General features: G+C 71.2%; 18 protein-coding genes and 1 pseudogene. 9 read left to right on the top strand and 10 right to left on the bottom strand.

What is annotated here, in order from left to right; all coding sequences use genetic code 11:
* Window positions 1–5: 5 nt before the first annotated feature.
* Both WFK95_RS02385 and WFK95_RS02380 read right to left on the bottom strand, forming a co-directional pair.
* On the bottom strand, window positions 6–419 hold the full coding sequence (locus WFK95_RS02385; protein ID WP_336669774.1) for a rhodanese-like domain-containing protein: 414 nt from the start codon (window positions 417–419) through the stop codon (window positions 6–8).
* On the bottom strand, window positions 416–883 hold the full coding sequence (locus WFK95_RS02380; RefSeq protein ID WP_336669773.1) for an Rv0361 family membrane protein: 468 nt from the start codon (window positions 881–883) through the stop codon (window positions 416–418). Before WFK95_RS02380 ends, WFK95_RS02385 begins: the two co-directional genes overlap by 4 nt.
* Before the next feature lie 145 nt (window positions 884–1,028).
* Between WFK95_RS02380 and WFK95_RS02375 the strand changes: the two genes are divergently transcribed.
* Window positions 1,029–2,417, top strand: a complete 1,389-nt coding sequence (locus tag WFK95_RS02375; RefSeq protein WP_224645933.1) for an FAD-dependent oxidoreductase — start codon at window positions 1,029–1,031, stop codon at window positions 2,415–2,417.
* Between the two features lie 111 nt (window positions 2,418–2,528).
* Here WFK95_RS02375 and WFK95_RS02370 read toward each other — a convergent pair whose 3' ends face one another.
* The 3 genes from WFK95_RS02370 to WFK95_RS02360 all read right to left on the bottom strand — a co-directional run bounded on the left by WFK95_RS02370 (window position 2,529) and on the right by WFK95_RS02360 (window position 3,578).
* Window positions 2,529–2,744 (bottom strand): hypothetical protein, encoded by a 216-nt coding sequence (locus WFK95_RS02370; RefSeq protein ID WP_336669772.1) that lies wholly within the window; start codon window positions 2,742–2,744, stop codon window positions 2,529–2,531.
* Window positions 2,745–2,813: 69 nt separating this feature from the next.
* Window positions 2,814–3,194, bottom strand: a complete 381-nt coding sequence (locus tag WFK95_RS02365; protein WP_336669771.1) for a hypothetical protein — start codon at window positions 3,192–3,194, stop codon at window positions 2,814–2,816.
* A gap of 75 nt (window positions 3,195–3,269) precedes the next feature.
* Window positions 3,270–3,578: a winged helix-turn-helix transcriptional regulator gene (locus WFK95_RS02360; protein WP_224645930.1), complete on the bottom strand. Its 309-nt coding sequence runs from the start codon at window positions 3,576–3,578 to the stop codon at window positions 3,270–3,272.
* Window positions 3,579–3,658: 80 nt separating this feature from the next.
* Between WFK95_RS02360 and WFK95_RS02355 the strand changes: the two genes are divergently transcribed.
* The 3 genes and pseudogenes from WFK95_RS02355 to erm form a co-directional block, all read left to right on the top strand.
* On the top strand, window positions 3,659–4,372 hold the full coding sequence (locus WFK95_RS02355) for an SDR family oxidoreductase (protein WP_336669770.1): 714 nt from the start codon (window positions 3,659–3,661) through the stop codon (window positions 4,370–4,372).
* 10 nt (window positions 4,373–4,382) lie between these two features.
* Complete coding sequence (locus WFK95_RS02350; RefSeq protein WP_336669769.1) at window positions 4,383–5,105, top strand: siderophore-interacting protein; 723 nt, start codon at window positions 4,383–4,385, stop codon at window positions 5,103–5,105.
* 210 nt (window positions 5,106–5,315) lie between these two features.
* Window positions 5,316–6,038: pseudogene (gene erm, locus WFK95_RS02345) on the top strand (23S ribosomal RNA methyltransferase Erm); the annotation flags it as partial.
* Between the two features lie 37 nt (window positions 6,039–6,075).
* Here the strand turns inward: erm and purT are convergent.
* A complete protein-coding gene (purT, locus tag WFK95_RS02340) occupies window positions 6,076–7,830 on the bottom strand; it encodes a formate-dependent phosphoribosylglycinamide formyltransferase (protein WP_336669768.1) in 1,755 nt (584 codons plus the stop codon).
* Between the two features lie 140 nt (window positions 7,831–7,970).
* Here purT and WFK95_RS02335 point away from each other — a divergent pair, with 140 nt between their 5' ends.
* The 3 genes from WFK95_RS02335 to WFK95_RS02325 all read left to right on the top strand — a co-directional run bounded on the left by WFK95_RS02335 (window position 7,971) and on the right by WFK95_RS02325 (window position 10,963).
* Window positions 7,971–9,374, top strand: a complete 1,404-nt coding sequence (locus WFK95_RS02335; protein ID WP_224652148.1) for a sugar porter family MFS transporter — start codon at window positions 7,971–7,973, stop codon at window positions 9,372–9,374.
* Between the two features lies 1 nt (window position 9,375).
* On the top strand, window positions 9,376–10,326 hold the full coding sequence (locus tag WFK95_RS02330) for a carbohydrate kinase family protein (RefSeq protein WP_224652147.1): 951 nt from the start codon (window positions 9,376–9,378) through the stop codon (window positions 10,324–10,326).
* 265 nt (window positions 10,327–10,591) lie between these two features.
* Window positions 10,592–10,963, top strand: coding sequence for a hypothetical protein (locus WFK95_RS02325; RefSeq protein WP_336669767.1), 372 nt, complete (start codon window positions 10,592–10,594; stop codon window positions 10,961–10,963).
* An 82-nt stretch (window positions 10,964–11,045) separates the two neighbouring features.
* Here the strand turns inward: WFK95_RS02325 and WFK95_RS02320 are convergent, their stop codons facing one another.
* Window positions 11,046–12,332 (bottom strand): adenylosuccinate synthase, encoded by a 1,287-nt coding sequence (locus WFK95_RS02320; RefSeq protein WP_336669766.1) that lies wholly within the window; start codon window positions 12,330–12,332, stop codon window positions 11,046–11,048.
* Window positions 12,333–12,415: 83 nt separating this feature from the next.
* Here WFK95_RS02320 and WFK95_RS02315 point away from each other — a divergent pair, with 83 nt between their 5' ends.
* Window positions 12,416–13,060: a hypothetical protein gene (locus WFK95_RS02315; RefSeq protein ID WP_224652099.1), complete on the top strand. Its 645-nt coding sequence runs from the start codon at window positions 12,416–12,418 to the stop codon at window positions 13,058–13,060.
* Between the two features lie 19 nt (window positions 13,061–13,079).
* On the opposite strand, the gene WFK95_RS02310 is transcribed toward WFK95_RS02315, so the two are convergent.
* On the bottom strand, window positions 13,080–13,550 hold the full coding sequence (locus WFK95_RS02310) for a MarR family winged helix-turn-helix transcriptional regulator (RefSeq protein ID WP_336669765.1): 471 nt from the start codon (window positions 13,548–13,550) through the stop codon (window positions 13,080–13,082).
* 62 nt (window positions 13,551–13,612) lie between these two features.
* Between WFK95_RS02310 and WFK95_RS02305 the strand changes: the two genes are divergently transcribed.
* On the top strand, window positions 13,613–14,809 hold the full coding sequence (locus WFK95_RS02305) for an FAD-dependent oxidoreductase (protein ID WP_224652096.1): 1,197 nt from the start codon (window positions 13,613–13,615) through the stop codon (window positions 14,807–14,809).
* Window positions 14,810–14,813: 4 nt separating this feature from the next.
* Here the strand turns inward: WFK95_RS02305 and WFK95_RS02300 are convergent, their stop codons facing one another.
* Both WFK95_RS02300 and WFK95_RS02295 read right to left on the bottom strand, forming a co-directional pair.
* Window positions 14,814–16,004 carry an FUSC family protein gene (locus WFK95_RS02300; RefSeq protein WP_224652095.1) on the bottom strand — a complete coding sequence of 397 codons (1,191 nt, stop codon included), beginning with the start codon at window positions 16,002–16,004 and terminating at the stop codon, window positions 14,814–14,816.
* Window positions 15,964–16,383: a DUF3151 domain-containing protein gene (locus tag WFK95_RS02295; RefSeq protein ID WP_224652094.1), complete on the bottom strand. Its 420-nt coding sequence runs from the start codon at window positions 16,381–16,383 to the stop codon at window positions 15,964–15,966. The genes WFK95_RS02300 and WFK95_RS02295 overlap by 41 nt, the downstream gene beginning before the upstream one ends.
* Window positions 16,384–16,494 lie beyond the last annotated feature (111 nt).

Below are 16,494 nucleotides of genomic sequence, written 5' to 3'. Positions count from 1 at the left end.
TCAGCCTAGAACTGCCGCCAGGGCAGGCCGTCGGCGCGCCAGCCCGCGACGCCCCGATGTCCGAGTGCGTCGATGGGGCCCTCGAAGCCGTCGAGGACGTTGTAGGCGCGCTGCACGCCGGCGGCGGTGGCGGTCTCGGCGGCGCCGATCGAGCGGTGGCCGGAGCGGCACAGGAAGACGACGGGGGCGTCGTCGGTGACGCCCTTGGCGCGGAGCTCGTCGACGAACGTCGGGTTGAGCGCACCGTCGGGGTAGCGCTGCCACTCGACGAGCACGGGGTTGCGCCCGACCTGCGAAAGCTCGGGGATGCCGACGTAGTTCCACTCGGCCTCGGTGCGGCAGTCGACGAGGATGGCCGCGGGGTCCTGTTCGAGCAGCTCCCAGGCCTCGCGCGGCGTCAGGTTTCCGGCGTAGTTCACGAGCACTTCTTCCACTTGCCGTCTTCGCGGACGAACTTCGCCTGTTCGGTGCGCTCGCCGGCCTTCTCGTAGGTCACCGTGAGATCGGCGGACGCGGAGTCGCCGTTCACGGTGAGGTTCTTGACGCCCTTCTCGTCCAGCTTCGCCTCGCCCTCGCGCTCGACGACGGCCTTGCGCGCGTCGGGGAAGCCGGCCTCCTTCGGGAACTCGGCGGCGGACCGGTCCTTGGCGCAGGTGTTGGCGACGAGGTCGGCGTACCGGCCCTTGTTCAGGGCGCCGTAGTACTGGCCGATCGTGACCTGGACCTGCGCGGAGTCGCTGAGCCGCTCGTCGGACGGGCGGATGACGTTCCACAGCAGGACGCCGCCGATGAGGACGACGGCGACCACGAGCGCGATGATGAACGGGGTCGCCGTGGTGCGGCGTTCGGGCGGCGGTCCGGCGGGGGCCTTGTCTGCGCTCACTGAAGTCTCTACCCTCTGCTACTAGAACACGTTCCAGTTCCTTGGATGGGTGGGATGGACCACCCGCACTAGGAACAGTTGATAAGTCCGCACTAACCTGGTGGGGAACTTCAACCGCGTATGCAGACAAGGTAGCCGACTTCACATGACCGAACAGAACCGCCCGTTGCGCGTCGCGATCGTGGGCGCGGGCCCCGCTGGTATCTACGCGGCGGACGCCCTCATGAAGTCCGACGAGGCGAAGGACCCCGGCGTCAGCATCGATCTCTTCGAGAAGATGCCGGCACCGTTCGGCCTGATCCGGTACGGCGTCGCCCCCGATCATCCGCGGATCAAGGGCATCATCACCGCGCTGCACAAGGTGCTCGACAAGCCGCAGGTCCGCCTGCTCGGCAACCTCGACTTCGGCAAGGACTTCACCCTCGAGGACGTGCGCCGCCACTACGACGCGGTGATCTTCTCCACGGGCGCCGTCGCCGACCGCAACCTGGAGATCCCCGGCATCGACCTGGAGGGCAGCTACGGCGCCGCCGAGTTCGTGGCCTGGTACGACGGGCACCCGGACTTCTCGCGCGAGTGGCCGCTCACCGAGGAGAAGGTGGCCGTCCTGGGCGTCGGCAACGTGGGCCTCGACGTGGCCCGCGTGCTGGCCAAGACCGCAGACGAGCTGCTCCCCACCGAGATCCCGCCGAACGTCTACGAGGGCCTCAAGGTCAACAAGGCCAAGGAGGTGCACGTCTTCGGTCGCCGCGGCCCGGCGCAGGTGAAGTTCACTCCGCTCGAGCTCAAGGAGCTTGACCACTCGCAGACCATCGAGGTCGTCGTGAACCCCGAGGACATCGAGTACGACGAGGGCTCGGCCAAGGCCCGCCGCGAGTCGAAGATCACCGACCAGGTCGCCACGATCCTCGAGAACTACGCGATCCGCGAGCCGAACAACCGCCCGCACAAGCTGTTCATCCACCTCTTCGAGTCGCCCGTCGAGATCCTGGGCGAGAACGGCAAGGTCACGGGCCTGCGCACCGAGCGCACCGAGCTCGACGGCACCGGCAACGTCCGGGGCACCGGCAAGTTCACCGACTGGGAGCTCGGCGCCGTCTACCGCGCCGTCGGCTACCTCTCGAACGACCTGCCCGAGATCCCCTTCGACGACCAGGCCGGCGTCATCCCCAACGAGGCCGGCCGCGTCATCGACGCAGGTCAGCACATCACGGGCGTCTACACCACCGGCTGGATCAAGCGCGGCCCCGTCGGCCTCATCGGCCACACCAAGGGCGACGCCAACGAGACCATCGCGTGCCTGTTGGAGGACTTCCACGCCGGCAAGCTGAACGCCCCGTCGGACCCGTCGACCACCGGCGTTACCGACTGGCTGGACGACCACGACACCCCGTACACCACCTGGGACGGCTGGTACCGCCTCGACGAGCACGAGCGCAGCCTGGGCGAGGCCGAGGGCCGCGAGCGCGTGAAGGTCGTCGAGCGCGGCGACATGCTGGCCGCCTCGGAGCCGGGCAAGGTCCAGCAGGACTAGTCCCGAGCGCACGTACGACGGTGCCGCCGTCCCGATTTTTCGGGGCGGCGGCACTTTTCGCTCACGATGATTCTAATTCGGTCGCGCGGTGACTCCTCGCCGCGCGGGCGCTCAGTCCGGTCGCGCGGTGACGGTGACCGTCGTGGTGCGCGTCGTCGTCGACGTGGTGGTCGTGGTCGACGTGGTGGTCTTCGTCCGGGTGACCGTGACGGTCTCCGTCCGCGTCGCGTCGCGCTGGACGACGCAATCATCCCGCGCGGCGGCGCCGCAGTCCGCGCCCGCGGGCCCCGCGGTGAGACCGCCCCGACCGTCACCAGTCCCGCGCACGCGCCGATGGCCGCAATCGCTCGTTTCATCGTTCTCCTCCTCCTCGTCGGCCGCGACGGGCCGACGCATTCATTCCCAGGTGAATCCGTAGGGGCCGTGCGTACAGGACTGGAGCCCGCCCGGGCCAACGCGCTGGGCTCCGACCGCGGTGCACTTCTCGCCGCCGGGGAAGGCGGGCTTGACGATCCAGATCCCGCCGGAGCAGGTGAGCCGTTGCCCCGGTGCCGTCTCTCCGATGGTGCACGACTTCCCTGGGCTGGGCGGCGTGAAGTCCCGCTCCCACGTCCCGAATCGGCACTCGTAGCCGGGCTTGGTCTCGAACATCCGGCACTCCGAGCCCGTCGACGGGTCGGCGGATGCCGCCCCCATCCCGACCACCCCGGGCACCAGAAATGCCATCGCGAGCGCCGCGAGCGCAGCACGGGAAGTCCGAATCGTCCGCTTCTGCATGCGCAACATCCTAAGCGAGCGTCATGACCGGGGCGTTGCTATCGGCCGGACAGTTCGCGGGGCGACCTGTGCTGCTCAGTCGGCCGCCCAGTCCCAGACGGGCCAGAGGGCGCGACCGAGGGCCTCGCCGCGAGGCGTGAGTTCGTACTGCTTGTCGGGGAGCTTGCGGGCGATGCCCTTCTCGACGAGCTGCGCGAGCCGGGTGGCGAGCACGCTGGAGCTGCAATTGCCCATGCGCCTGCGCAATTCGAGGAAGCCGAGCGATCCCGGCTCAAGCTCCCAGACGATGCGCAACACCCAGCGCTGACCGAGCAGGTCCATCGCAGCGACCGCCGCGGGATCCGGTTCCTCGCGGCGCTGCGGCACCACATCGCGCACTGACACGAGACAGAGCCTACTTGCGCTTCTGAAATCGAAGCGTCATGCTGGCGGCAGTTCTAAATCAGAAGCATGGAGGTTCAGCGATGGCGGTCGTAGTGGTGACCGGGGCGTCCCGCGGGGTGGGCGCCGAGACGGCGGTGGCGCTCGGCGCGCGCGGGCACGACGTGGTGGTGAACTACCGCGAGAAGGAACGCCGGGCGGAGAAGGTGTGCGACCTGGTCCGCGAGGCCGGCGGGCGGGCGATCGCGGTGGGCGCGGACGTGACCGCGGCCGATGGACCGGCCCACCTCCTCGATGCGGCCGTCGCCGCGTTCGGCCCGATCGACGCGGTGGTCCTCAACGCCTCCGGCGGCCTGGAGCTCGGCGCCGACCAGGACTACGCGATGCGGCTGAACCGGGACGCGCAGGTCGCCGCGGCCCGCGCCGCCGCGAGCCGCTTGCGGCCGGGCGGACGACTCGTCTTCGTCACCAGCCACCAGGCCCATTTCTCGGAGACGCAGCCGGTGCCGGCCGGCTACGAGCCGATCGCGGCCAGCAAGCTCGCCGGGGAGCGGGCCCTGCGCGCGCTCGCCGCGGAACTCGGCCTCGACCTGCGCGTCGTCTCGGGCGACATGATCGAGGGCACGATCATCGTCCGGCTCTTGGAGCGCCGCGACCCCGCCGCCGTCGAGGAACGGCGCAGCCACGGCCCCCTGCCGACCGTCACCGAGTTCGCCGCTGCGATCGCAGGCACCGTCGACACCGACGATTCCGTGGCGCACACAACATATGTAGGCGGTCAAGACTATTTAGGGTAGCCTCAGCTTTATGGGTAGAGGAGTGACCGGCCTGATCCTCAAGGCGATGCGGGCGGACGACTACGTTTTCACGGTGCTGTCGACGGAGGCCGTCAGCGAGCACTATCACCGCATCCGTTTCGACGGCGGCGACTTCCTGCAGGACAACCCGTGGTTCCCGACCATGTGGGTGCGCCTGTGGGTGCCGAAGAGCGGCGCCGCGACGACCGACGCGGACGAGGGGACGCTCGTGCAGCGCGGCTACACGATCGTCGCGCCGGAGGGCTCGGAGTTCACCATCGAGTTCGCGATGCACGACGGTCCCGCGCCCAGTTGGGCCCTGGACGCCGAGCCGGGCGACCGGATCGCCGCCACCATGATGGGCGCCGACCTGACGGTCCCGGAGGAGCCGGCACCGTCGGAGTACGTGCTCGTGGGCGACGCCGCGTCGATCCCCGCGATCAACAGCATCCTCGGGACCGCGCAGGCCCCGTGCCGCGTGTACCTGGAGTACCAGCACGACGCCGAGCGGGAGCTCCCCGTGCAGAGCGAGGCCGTCACCTGGGTGCCGCGCGAGAACCGCGGCGCCACACTGGTGTCCACGGTCGTCGGCGCCGGGATCGGCGCGGACGCCTTCCTCTTCGTCGCCGCCGAGACCAAGGCGACGCGCGAGATCACCAAGGCCGCCAAGCGCGACTTCGGCCTGGCGAAGGACCGGATCAAGTCCCAGGCCTATTGGCTGCAGCGCGGATAATCCATTGGCACCCCGCCGCTACGGCGCCTAGGGTGCACCCCGTGAGTTCTTCGGCAGCAGCCGCCGCGGCAGCGGCGGCAGTGGTGGACCGCGGCCGCGCGTAGCGGCGGCGGAGCCTCCCACACCATCTCGGCTTCACCGCCCCAGCATCCTTCCGCTGGGCGGCGATTCGCGCTGCCCGGGTGATCCTCGACCCGGAGAACTCCCTTCATGCCCACCCATCACGGGGGCCGTCATGAGCACGGCCAGAACTTCCTCACCGACGATGCCGTCATCGGCCGATTCGTCGACCTCACCCGCCGCACCGACGGTCCGATCCTCGAGATCGGTCCCGGCGCAGGCGCATTGACCGATCCACTCCTTCGCCTAGGACGACCGCTCACGCCCGTCGAGATCGACGGCGGGCACGCCCGACGCCTGCGCGCGCGACACCCGGAGGCGACCGTCGTGCACGGGGACTTCCTGCGGCACCGGCTACCGGCGGAACCCCATGCGGTGGTGGGGAATCTGCCCTTCCACCTGACCACCGCCGTGCTCCGCAAGCTGCTGCACGCGCCGCACTGGACCGGCGCGGTCCTCGTGGTGCAGTGGGAGGTCGCGCGCCGTCGGGCCGGTGTCGGCGGCGCGACGATGATGACCGCGCAGTGGTCGCCCTGGTACGACTTCGGCCTGGCCGGCCGGGTTCCCGCCGCGGCCTTCACGCCCCGTCCGTCCGTCGACGCGGGACTACTGACGATCGCGCGCCGCAGCACGCCCCTCGTGCCGGTGGCGCGCCGGCGCGACTACGCCGCCTTCGTGCACGCCGTCTTCACCGGCCGCGGCCACGGGCTGCCCGAGGTCCTGGCGGGAGTGGCACCGCGGCACCGTCGGGCGGAAGCGCGGAAGTGGGCGGCCCGACGGGGCCACCGCGGCGCGCCCCTCCCCCGCGACCTGGCACTCCCGAGTGGGTGGAGGCCTTCGAGCGGTTCGCCTAGTCCTGCGGGCGCTGCGGCGGGAGACCCATGGAGGTGGGCGGGTTGTGGTCGTACTCCTCGGTCTCCGGAGTCGCCGGGGGCGTCGGAGGCTTCGGACGCGTCGCAGTCTCGCCGGTCGGCTGGCGCGGCGCGGGCTGGATCGGGCGGGGCGGCGCGGGGCGCCGGCCCGCGACGGGGTGCATGCTCGTCGGCGCGACCGGCTCGCCGGGGCCGGCCGGCGGCGGGGCCACGCGCGACGAGGGCTGCTGCGGCGGCACGACCGGGGAGGCCGCGGTCGGCGGGGCCGGCGGCACGACGGGCGATGCCGCGGTCGGCGGGGCCGGCGGCGGGGTGGGCTGCGGCGGCGCCTTCTGGATCGGGATCTGCTGGGCCGGGGGCTGCTGCGCCGGAGTCGGCTGGGCGGGCCGCTGCACCGGCATCGCCCGGGTCGACGGGTCGTCGAGCGGCGGCTGCGGCCGCTGGATCGGCACGGCCGTGGTCTCGGGCGCGCCCTGCTGGAACGGGTCCGCGCTGTCGACGACGACCACCCGGCCGGCCGCCTCGGCGGCGTTGGCGCGCGCCACCTCGACGGTGTCGGCGGTCGCGACGGCGACGCCGAGGCGCCGCTTGGCGTAGCCCTCGGGCTTGCCGAACAGGCGCAGGTCGCTCTCGGGCACGTCGAGCGCGCGGGAGACGCTGTCGAAGGCGACGGAGCTGCTGTCCTTCGTCCCGTAGATCACCGCGGACGCGGCCGGCGACATGAGCGAGGTGTCCACGGGCAGGCCGAGGATCGCGCGGGCGTGCAGCTCGAACTCGGAGAGCCGCTGCGACCCCAGGGTCACCAGGCCGGTGTCGTGCGGGCGGGGCGAGACCTCGGAGAAGTAGACGTCGTCGCCCTTGACGAAGAGCTCCACGCCGAACACGCCGCGGCCGCCGGTGCCGCCGTCGCCGAGGGCGGTGGTGATGCGGCCCGCGACGGAGGTCGCCGCGTCGTAGGCGGCCTGGCTCATCGCCTGCGGCTGCCAGGACTCGACGTAGTCACCGTCGGACTGCCGGTGCCCGATGGGCTCGCAGAACCGAGTGACCACCTTGCCGCGCTCGGCGTCGTAGACGCGCACCGTGAGCAGCGTGATCTCGTAATCGAAGTCGACGAAGCCCTCCACGATCACCCGCTCGTTGCGGACGCGACCGCCCTCCACGGCGTACTGCCAGGCACCGTCGAGCTCCTCGATCGAGCGGACCACGGACTGGCCCTTGCCCGAGCTCGACATGACCGGCTTGATCACGCACGGGAAGCCGACCTCCCGGGAGGCGGCGCGCACCTCGTCGAGCGACGAGGCGAAGGCGTACGGCGAGCACGGCAGGCCGAGCTCCTCGGCGGCGAGCTTGCGGATGCCCTCGCGGTTCATCGTCAGCGCGACGGCCCGCGCCGTCGGGATGACCTCGGCGAGGCCCTCCTCGTCGACGGCGACCAGGGCCTCGGTGGCGAGGGCCTCGATCTCGGGGACCACGAAGTCCGGCTTCTCCGCCTCGATGACGCGACGGACCTCGGCGGCGTCGGTCATGTCGATGACGTGGCTGCGGTGCGCGACCTGCATCGCGGGCGCGTTCGCGTAGCGGTCGACGGCGATCGTCTCGACGCCCAGGCGCTGGAAGGCGATCACCACCTCCTTGCCCAGCTCGCCCGAACCCAGCATCAGCGCCTTCGTGGCGCCGGAGGTGAGCGCCGTGCCGATCCGGGGGTTGCCGCCGGTGTCGCTGAGGTTCGTCATGGGGTCCATTCTGGCAAACGCGGCGTCCCGCGGTGCGGCTGCCGACCCGTCGATTCGCGTTTGCTTCCGATCGTTCTGCGGTGGTGAACGTTTCACTTGTTATCGCTCGGGGTGCCGCGGGAGGCGCCTACGTTCGGGGGATGAAGGCACTCGTGATCAGGAGCGCCGTCGTCGCGGCGACCGGCGGACTCATCTTCGGATTCGACACGGCGGTGATCTCCGGCGCCGAGGAGCAGATCCAGGAGCAGTTCCACCTGTCCGACGCCGCGATCGGTTTCACGGTGACGACCGCGCTGATCGGCACCATCGTCGGCGCGATCGTGTCCGGCAGGCTCGCGGACAGGTTCGGCCGGAAGAAGGTGCTGTACGCGATCGGCGTGCTGTACGTGGTGAGCGCCGTGGGCTGCGCGCTGGCGCCCACGTCGTCGGTGGAGGTGCTGCAGGCCTTCCGGTTCCTCGGCGGCCTCGGCATCGGCGCGTCGAGCGTGTGCGCCCCGATCTACACCGCCGAGATCGCGCCGCCGAAGTTCCGCGGGCGGCTCGTCGGCCTCGTGCAGTTCAACATCGTGTTGGGCATCCTGGTGGCGTACGCGTCGAACGCGATCATCCGCACCGTCCTGAGCGACGACCCCAACGCCTGGCGCTGGATGCTCGGGGTGATGGTGGTGCCGGCGGTGCTGTTCCTCGTCCTGCTCCCGACGGTGCCGGAGACGCCCCGCTGGCTCGCCGGTCACGGCGACCTCGCCGGGGCGCGCGCCACGTCCGAGCGGCTCTGCTCCACGCCGGCCGAGGCCGACGCGCAGATGGCGGAGATCCAGGAGACGCTCGCCGCCGAGCAGGGCGAGAAGACGAAATTCTACACCCGCGGCCACCGCAAGGTGATCCTGCTGGCCGTCGCGATCGCCTTCTTCAACCAGATGTCCGGCATCAACGCGATCCTCTACTACGCGCCGCGCGTGATGCAGGACGCCGGCGCCAGCACGAACGCCGCGTACCTGATGTCCGTCGCGGTGGGCGTGATGAACCTGGTCGCCACGACGGCCGCGCTGACCGTGATCGACCGGCTCGGGCGCCGCCGGCTCATGTTGGTCGGCTCGGTGGGCTACCTGGTCTCGCTCGGGTTCATGGCCGCCGTGATGTTCTACTACGAGAGCGACGGCCGCTCGTTCGACAGCACCTCGTCGATCCTGGTCCTGCTGGGGCTGATGGTCTTCATCGCCTCGCACGCCTTCGGCCAGGGCGCGGTGATCTGGGTGTTCCTCTCGGAGATCTTCCCCAACAGCATTCGCGGCCGCGGGCAGGCGCTCGGTAGCCTCACGCACTGGGTGTGGGCCGCCATCACGAGCTTCGCGTTCCCGCCCATCATCGGCGCCTTCGGCGGCGGCGTCGCCTTCTCGATCTTCTTCGGGTTCATGCTGCTGCAGCTGCTCTGGGTGATAAAGGTGATGCCGGAGACCAAGGGCATTCCGCTCGAGGAGATGGCCGAGCGGCTGGGCCTCGAGGCGGAAGCCACCGCACCGGCACCGGCCACGAAGGGGAACTGAGATGACCGATCGGACGCTGTGCCTGGGCGAGGCACTCGTCGACGTCGTACTGCGCGACGGTGCCGAGCCGTCCGAGCACGTGGGCGGCAGCCTGTTCAACGTCGCGTGCGGGCTGGCGTCGCTGGGGGATCCGACGTCGATCCTGTCCTGGTGGGGGCGGGACGTGCGCGGGCACCGGATCGCCGAGACCGCGGCCCGGTCGGGCGTAGACGTGGTCCCCGGGTCCGACGGTGCCGCCAACACCCCGCTCGCGTACGCGCACGTCGACGCCGAGGGGCGCGCGACCTACGAGTTCGACCTCACATGGGAGGTGCCGCCCGTCGAATCGCTCGAGCGCTACGGGCACCTGCACACGGGCAGCTTCGCCGCGACGCTCGCGCCGGGGTCCGACGGCGTCGCCGACGTGGTGCGCCGGATCCGGGACCACGCCACCGTCTCCTACGACCCCAACATCCGTCCCGCGCTGATGGGCACGCCCGCCGACGTGCTGCCGCGGGTGATGGAGATGATCGCGCAGTCCGACGTGGTCAAGGCCAGCGACGAGGACATCGCCTGGCTGCACCCCGACGAGCCCGTCGAGGACGTGATGCGCCGCTGGATCGCGGCCGGCCCGGCGATGGTGGTGCTCACCCGCGGGCCCTGGGGCGCGTACGCGCTGCTCGCCGGCAACCGGGACATGCTGCACGTCGACCAGCTGACCGTCGAGGTGGGCGACACCGTCGGCGCGGGCGACTCCTTCATGGCCGGGCTGGTATCCGGGCTGCTCGACGCCGGCTACCTGGGCTCGCGGTACGCCGCCCGACGGCTGCGGGCCGCGCAGTGGAGCGATGTGCAGCCTGCGCTGCACCGCGCCGTTATCACCTCCGCGCTGACCGTGAGCCGGGCGGGCGCGTACGCACCGTCGATGGACGAGGTGCTCGCGGTGCGCGCGCAGGACCCGACGCTGCGCTGACGGGCGAGGAGCGGACCGGGCCGGGGGTGCGTGGTCGGCCGCACCAGCGATGCGCGCAACGCATCGCTCGATAGTCACTGGTCAGCGGTTGTTCATCGGGAGAAGGTGATGCGGCAGGCGCATCACCTTTCAGCGCGACACGTCCCCACCCGACCGGGTCACGGACCCTACGGTTCGCAGCGGTCTGCCAGCGAATCCGCAGCTACCCGGATCATCATCGGTTCCAGCGCGGTCGCGGTGACCGCACCGACCGAAGCGAGAACCCATGACCGAACCCACCGATCCGCAGCCGACGCCCACCGCGCCGATCCCGCCCGCGCCGGCGACCGCCCCCGCAGCCGCAGCCCCCAGCCCGGCCCCGCAGGAGGCCGCACCGTCGACGACCGGACCGTCGAGGAAGCTGCTCATCGCGGCGATCGTCTTCGGGCTCATCGGGATCAGCGGCGTCAGCTTCACCGCCGGCTACTGGGTCAACGAGGCCACCGGCAAGCACAAGGGGCACTCGATGCAGCAGCGCGGGCCCGGCGGCCACGAGGCCCAGAAGCGGGGACCCGGCCGCGGCGAGGGCCCGCGGATGTACCGCGTGACTCCGACCGCCGCCCCCTCGGCGACGCCGACCCCGGCTCCGACGCCCTAGGACGCGTCAGAAACCGAGCCTGAGCGGAGCGACGATGGAAACGCCTCGCCGCGGCCTCGAACAGGCTCGGTTTCAGAACACCTCAGACGATGGCGCGGCGGACGATGGTCTCGTCGCGGCCCGGGCCCACGCCGATGCAGGAGATGTGCGCGCCGGAGAGCTCCTCGAGCCGCAGCACGTAGTCCTGCGCGTTCTTCGGCAGGTCCTCGAACGTGCGGCACTCGGAGATGTCCTCCCACCAGCCGGGCATCGTCTCGTAGATCGGCTTCGCGTGATGGAAATCGGTCTGGTTGGGCGGCATCTCGTCGTACCGCACACCGTCGATCTCGTACGCGACGCAGATCGGCACGTTCTCCATCGAGCTGAGCACGTCGAGCTTGGTGAGGAAGTAGTCGGTGATGCCGTTGACGCGGGTCGCGTAGCGGGCGATCACGGCGTCGAACCAGCCGCAGCGGCGCGCGCGGCCGGTGGTGACACCCACCTCGCCGCCGTGCTTGGCGAGGTACTCGCCCCACTCGTCGAACAGCTCCGTCGGGAACGGGCCCGAGCCGACCCGGGTGGTGTACGCCTTGAGGATGCCCAGCACCGTCGTGATGCGGGTGGGGCCGATGCCCGAGCCCACCGACGCGCCGCCCGACGTGGGGTTCGACGAGGTCACGTACGGGTACGTGCCGTGGTCGACGTCGAGCAGGGTGCCCTGCGAGCCCTCCAGCAGGATCGTCTCGCCGCGCTCCAGCGCGAGGTTGAGCTCGAGGCGGGTGTCGGCGATGCGGTGCTTGAAGCTCTCGGCGAGCTCCAGCGTCTCGTCGACGACCTGGCGCGCGTCGAGCGCGCGGCGGTTGTAGATCTTGGTGAGCACCTGGTTCTTGAACTCCAGTGCCGCCTCGACCTTCTGGGTGAGGATCGACTCGTCCAGCACGTCCTGCGCGCGGACGCCGACGCGGGCGATCTTGTCCTGGTAGCAGGGCCCGATGCCGCGGCCTGTGGTGCCGATCTTCTTGTTGCCGAGGAAGCGCTCGGTGACCTTGTCGATGGCCACGTGGTACGGCATGAGCAGGTGCGCGTCGGCCGAGAGCAGCAGGTTCGACGTGTCGACGTCGCGCGCCTCGAGGCCGTCGAGCTCGGCGAGCAGGACCGACGGGTCCACCACGACGCCGTTGCCGATGACGTTCTTCACGCCGGGGGTCAGGATGCCCGACGGGATGAGGTGGAGCGCGAACTTGTCGCCGTTCGGCAGGACCACCGTGTGGCCGGCGTTGTTGCCGCCCTGGTAGCGAACCACCCACTGGAGCTTCTCCCCCAGCAGATCGGTGGCCTTTCCCTTACCTTCATCGCCCCACTGGGCGCCGATCAGCACGATCGCAGGCATGGACGATCTCCTTCCGGCTCGCTATTCACCTTCGGAATCACCTGGATAACGTCGAGCCGTGCCGCAACCTTACAGTAGGTGCGGTGAGCTCCGTGACCCAGAGCACCGTCGTGGTGCGCGCCCCCGATGTCCGTATCCCGGGCAGCCTCCGCGACCTCGAAACGATCACCGTCGACCTCGACTCCGCCAAGGCGGAACTGAAGCAGAAGCTGACGTTCCCGAAGCGGATCGTGGTCGCGGGGCCCGATGACCTGCTGGCGGCGGTGATCGCCCGGCTCATGGCATCGGAACGGCTCGACGTGGAGGTGGCGTACGTGCCCACCGAGAACTCGCACGCGTCGTCCATCTATCCGCCGGGCGACCCGCTGACCGGCACGCCCCGCGCCGTCCCCCTGATCCGCGACGATCGCGGCTTCGTCCTGGTGGGCAAGGCCAAGATCACGGGCCCCGACGGTGGGCCGCTGACCGGAGAGACCTTCGTCGACTCGGAGAAGCTGTTCACCGGACAGGCGAAGGCCGTGATCGTGGAGCCCTTCGGCGCGGCCGGCGAGACGGGCGGGGTCCGCGCCCGGCTCGCGAAGGGCGTGCGCCGACGGTGGCTGTCCGGTCGCGCCGCGCAGACCGGCGGGCTCGAGCTCGTCGTGACCCGCGACGGCCGCACCGACTCCAGCGTCGTGACCCGCGCGACGTTCTACCGCAACACCGACGACTGGCTGCTCATCAGCTGACGCGGACGCCACTCGGCCGTCAGTCGACGGCGGGCGGCTCGGCACGGAGCAGCACGGTGTGCGCCGCCTGGTGCGCGGCGGCGACCCGCATGAAGCGCACCACCGCGGCGAGCTCATCGTCGGTGAACCGCTCCAGCACGTCGGCGCCGGCCGAGGCGAGCATGGGCCCCATGGCCGCCCCCACCCGCTCCGTCAGCCGCGGCGTGGCGCGCACCAGCACCTTGCGTCCGTCGTCGGGGTGCGGGTGCCGCGTCACGTAGCCACGCTTCTCCAGGCGGTCGACCATCGTCGTGACGCTGCCGGTCGTCAGGCCCAGCGCCGTCGCCACGTCGCGGGGCGAGACTCCGTCGGCCCCCAGCACCAGCTCCAAGCAGGCCAGATCCGTCGAGCCGACGCCGAGGACCCGCGCCACTTCCCGATCGAAATCGCTCACCGAGGCCTGATAGGCCTGCACGGCGGGACCCACCTCCGCCGCAATATCGCTTGACATTCAAGCTACCTCCTCGCATGATTGCTTGATAATCAAGCTATATCGATCTGTGGGAGAACACCATGAAGGCTCTCATCATCGGCGCCGGTGTCGCGGGTCCCGTCGCCGCCATGGCCCTCGCGCGCGTCGGCGTCGACGCCGAGGTCTTCGAACGCGACGAGCAGGACGCGGCCCAGCGCGGCGCGTGGCTCACCCTGCAGGCCAACGGTCTCGACGCACTGCAGGCGATCGACGCGGCCGGCCCGCTGGAGGGCGTCGGCTACCCCGTCGAGACCATCGCCTTCGTCAGCGGCAAGGGCCGCGCTCTCGGGCGGATGCCGCTCGCGGCCCGCCGCCCCGACGGCCTGACCTCGCTGATGATGCCCCGCGCGACGCTCTACTCCGCCCTCGCGGAGGAGGCGCGCTCCCGCGGCGTCACCGTCAGGCACGGGGCCGAGCTGATCACCGCCACCGTCGACGCCGACGGCGTCACGGCGCATTTCGCGGACGGGACGACGGCGCGCGGCGACGTCCTCATCGGCGCGGACGGCATCCACTCGCCCGTGCGCACCCTCATCGACCCGGCCGCGGCCGCGCCGCGCTACGTCCCCGTGCTCAACCTGGGCGGGTACATCCCCGACTTCACGGTCGACGTGCCGCCCCGCGAGTTCCGCATGCAGTTCGGGACCCGCTGCTTCTTCGCCTGGATGCCCACGCCCGACGGCGGGACCGTGTGGTTCGCCAATCCGCCGGCGCGGACCGAGCCCGAGCGGGGCGTGCTGTCCGGCGTCGACGACGCGGAATGGCGGCGTCGCCTGCACGCCCTCATGGACGGCGACGCCGGCCCGGCGGGCGCGATCATCGACGCCGCGCCCGGCCCGCTCGTCGGGTGGGCGACCTACGATCTGCCCGTCGTCGACCGGTGGCACGACGGGCGCGGGCGCTTGGCGCTCATCGGCGACGCCGCGCACGCCACCTCCCCTGCGGCCGGGCAGGGCGCCGCGATGGCCCTCGAGGACGCCGTGATCCTCGCGCAGTGCATCCGCGACCGGGCCACCACCACCGAGGCCTTCGCCGCCTTCGAGGGACTGCGCCGCGCACGCACGGAGCGGATCGTCGCCGAGGGGCGCCGCGCGTCGAACTCGAAGGCCGCCGGCCCCGTCGGCCGCGTGGTCCGCGACCTGGTCCTGCCGGTCATGTTCCGGCGCGCGGCGAAGGACGACGGCCGGTCCCTGACCTGGCTGCAGGGGCATCACATCGACTTCGCCGCCCCGGTCTGACGCGCTACTCGGGCGGCTTCGGCGCGTCCTTCTTCTTCGGCACCTCGCGCATCTGCGCGACCGCCGACGTTCGGGACAGGCCCGCGACCTGCAGCAGGTCGACGATCGTCGATCGCAGCTGCCCGTAGATCATCACCTCGTTGAGCGATTCGCTCTCGGAGATCTCGTGGTGCATCGGCAGCGCGTTGGCGCGCCGCGCGGCCGACCGGAGCACGCGGGCACCGTCGGCCTGATCCGGGTGCGCGCCCGGCTCGGCGAGCACCACGTCGCGCATCGTCTTGAAGGACTCGGCGAGCCGGCCGACCTCGGTGACCAGGGCGGGGTCGATCCGCTCGCCGCTCTGATTCGAGGCGAGCGCGCGACGGGCCATGACCCGCACGTTGCGCACGGCGTTGTCGAGGGGATCGGCGATGGCCTGGAGCTTGTCCATCCGGGGCCGCGAGCTCCAGAACATCGGCGAGACCTTCGCGATCTCGAGGCCGCCCGCGAGGTCGTTGGTGAGCTGGTCCAGGTCGGGCTGGGTGGCGCGGGCGGTCTCGAGGGCCCATTCGAGCGAGGAGATGTCGCGGTCGGTGAGGCCCGCGGCGATCGAGGCGACGACGCGCCGCATCGTGTCCAGCACCTTGGCGGCGTCCTTGCGCGGCCGCCGGGCGGGGTTGTTCGGGATCAGCGCCGCGATCACGACGCCGACGAGGCCGCCGATGAGCGCGTCGAGCATCCGGGTCCAGCCGCCCGTCGACCCGGGCGGGATCAGGGTCGCGACGAGCACCGCCGACGACGCGGCCTGCATCGGCACGAGCGGGCCCCGGTCGGCGAGCACCGCGACGGCCATCGCGATCGCCACGACGAGGGCCAGCTGCCAGGGCCCGGTGCCGATCACGGAGATCAGCAGGTCGCCCACGCCGATGCCGACGGTGACGCCGCCGACCAGCTCCAGCGAGCGGCGCAGCCGCTGCTGCAGGGACAAGCCCAGCGAGATGATCGCGGCGATCGGGGCGAAGAAGGGCGAGACGTGCCCGATCACGTCGTTCGCGATGAACCAGGCGATGCCTGCGGCGACCGCGCACTGCAGGATGGGCAGTTTGGCGTTCCAGAGCCGCTTGGTGCGGCTCTGGATCACCTGCGGCAGCGCGTTGTGCCGCCGGAGGAGTCGGCTACGCGCCGAGTCCGAGGGCGCCGGCGGCTTCGGGGTCACAGTCGTTCAACAGATCCAGGCAACGGAGGTACTCGTCTTCCTCGCCGATCGACTGCGCGGCGCGGGCCAGCGCGGCCACCGCCCGCAGGAAACCGCGGTTGTTCTCGTGGCTGTAGGGCACAGGGCCGAAGCCGCGCCAGCCCTGGCGGCGCAGCTGGTCGAGACCGCGGTGGTAGCCGGTGCGCGCGTAGGCGTAGGCGGTGACGGCCTGGCCCTCGTCGAGCGCGCCCTCCGCGAGCACGGCCCACGCCAGCGACGACGTGGGGGTGTCCGCCGCGACCTCGACCGCCGGGCGGCCCTGGTTCAGCTGGAGTTCCGGCTCTTCGTCGATGTCGAGCAGGACCGGGGGCGGGCCGAGGAGATCACCGAAGGACGTCATTGCTCCAGTCTTCCATGCTGCGCCCGGCGGAGGGTGGACGACGTGCGTGCCCGCTCGACGCGCCGGTCACCGCGGGTGCGCGCCCGCTAGGGTGTCAGGTGTTCCGTGTGC

This window comes from Tsukamurella sp. USMM236 (assembly GCF_037148755.1).
Classification (GTDB): domain Bacteria; phylum Actinomycetota; class Actinomycetes; order Mycobacteriales; family Mycobacteriaceae; genus Tsukamurella.
The sequence above is the reverse complement of the archived record's forward strand: the minus strand, read 5'-3'. Positions and strand labels throughout refer to the sequence as shown.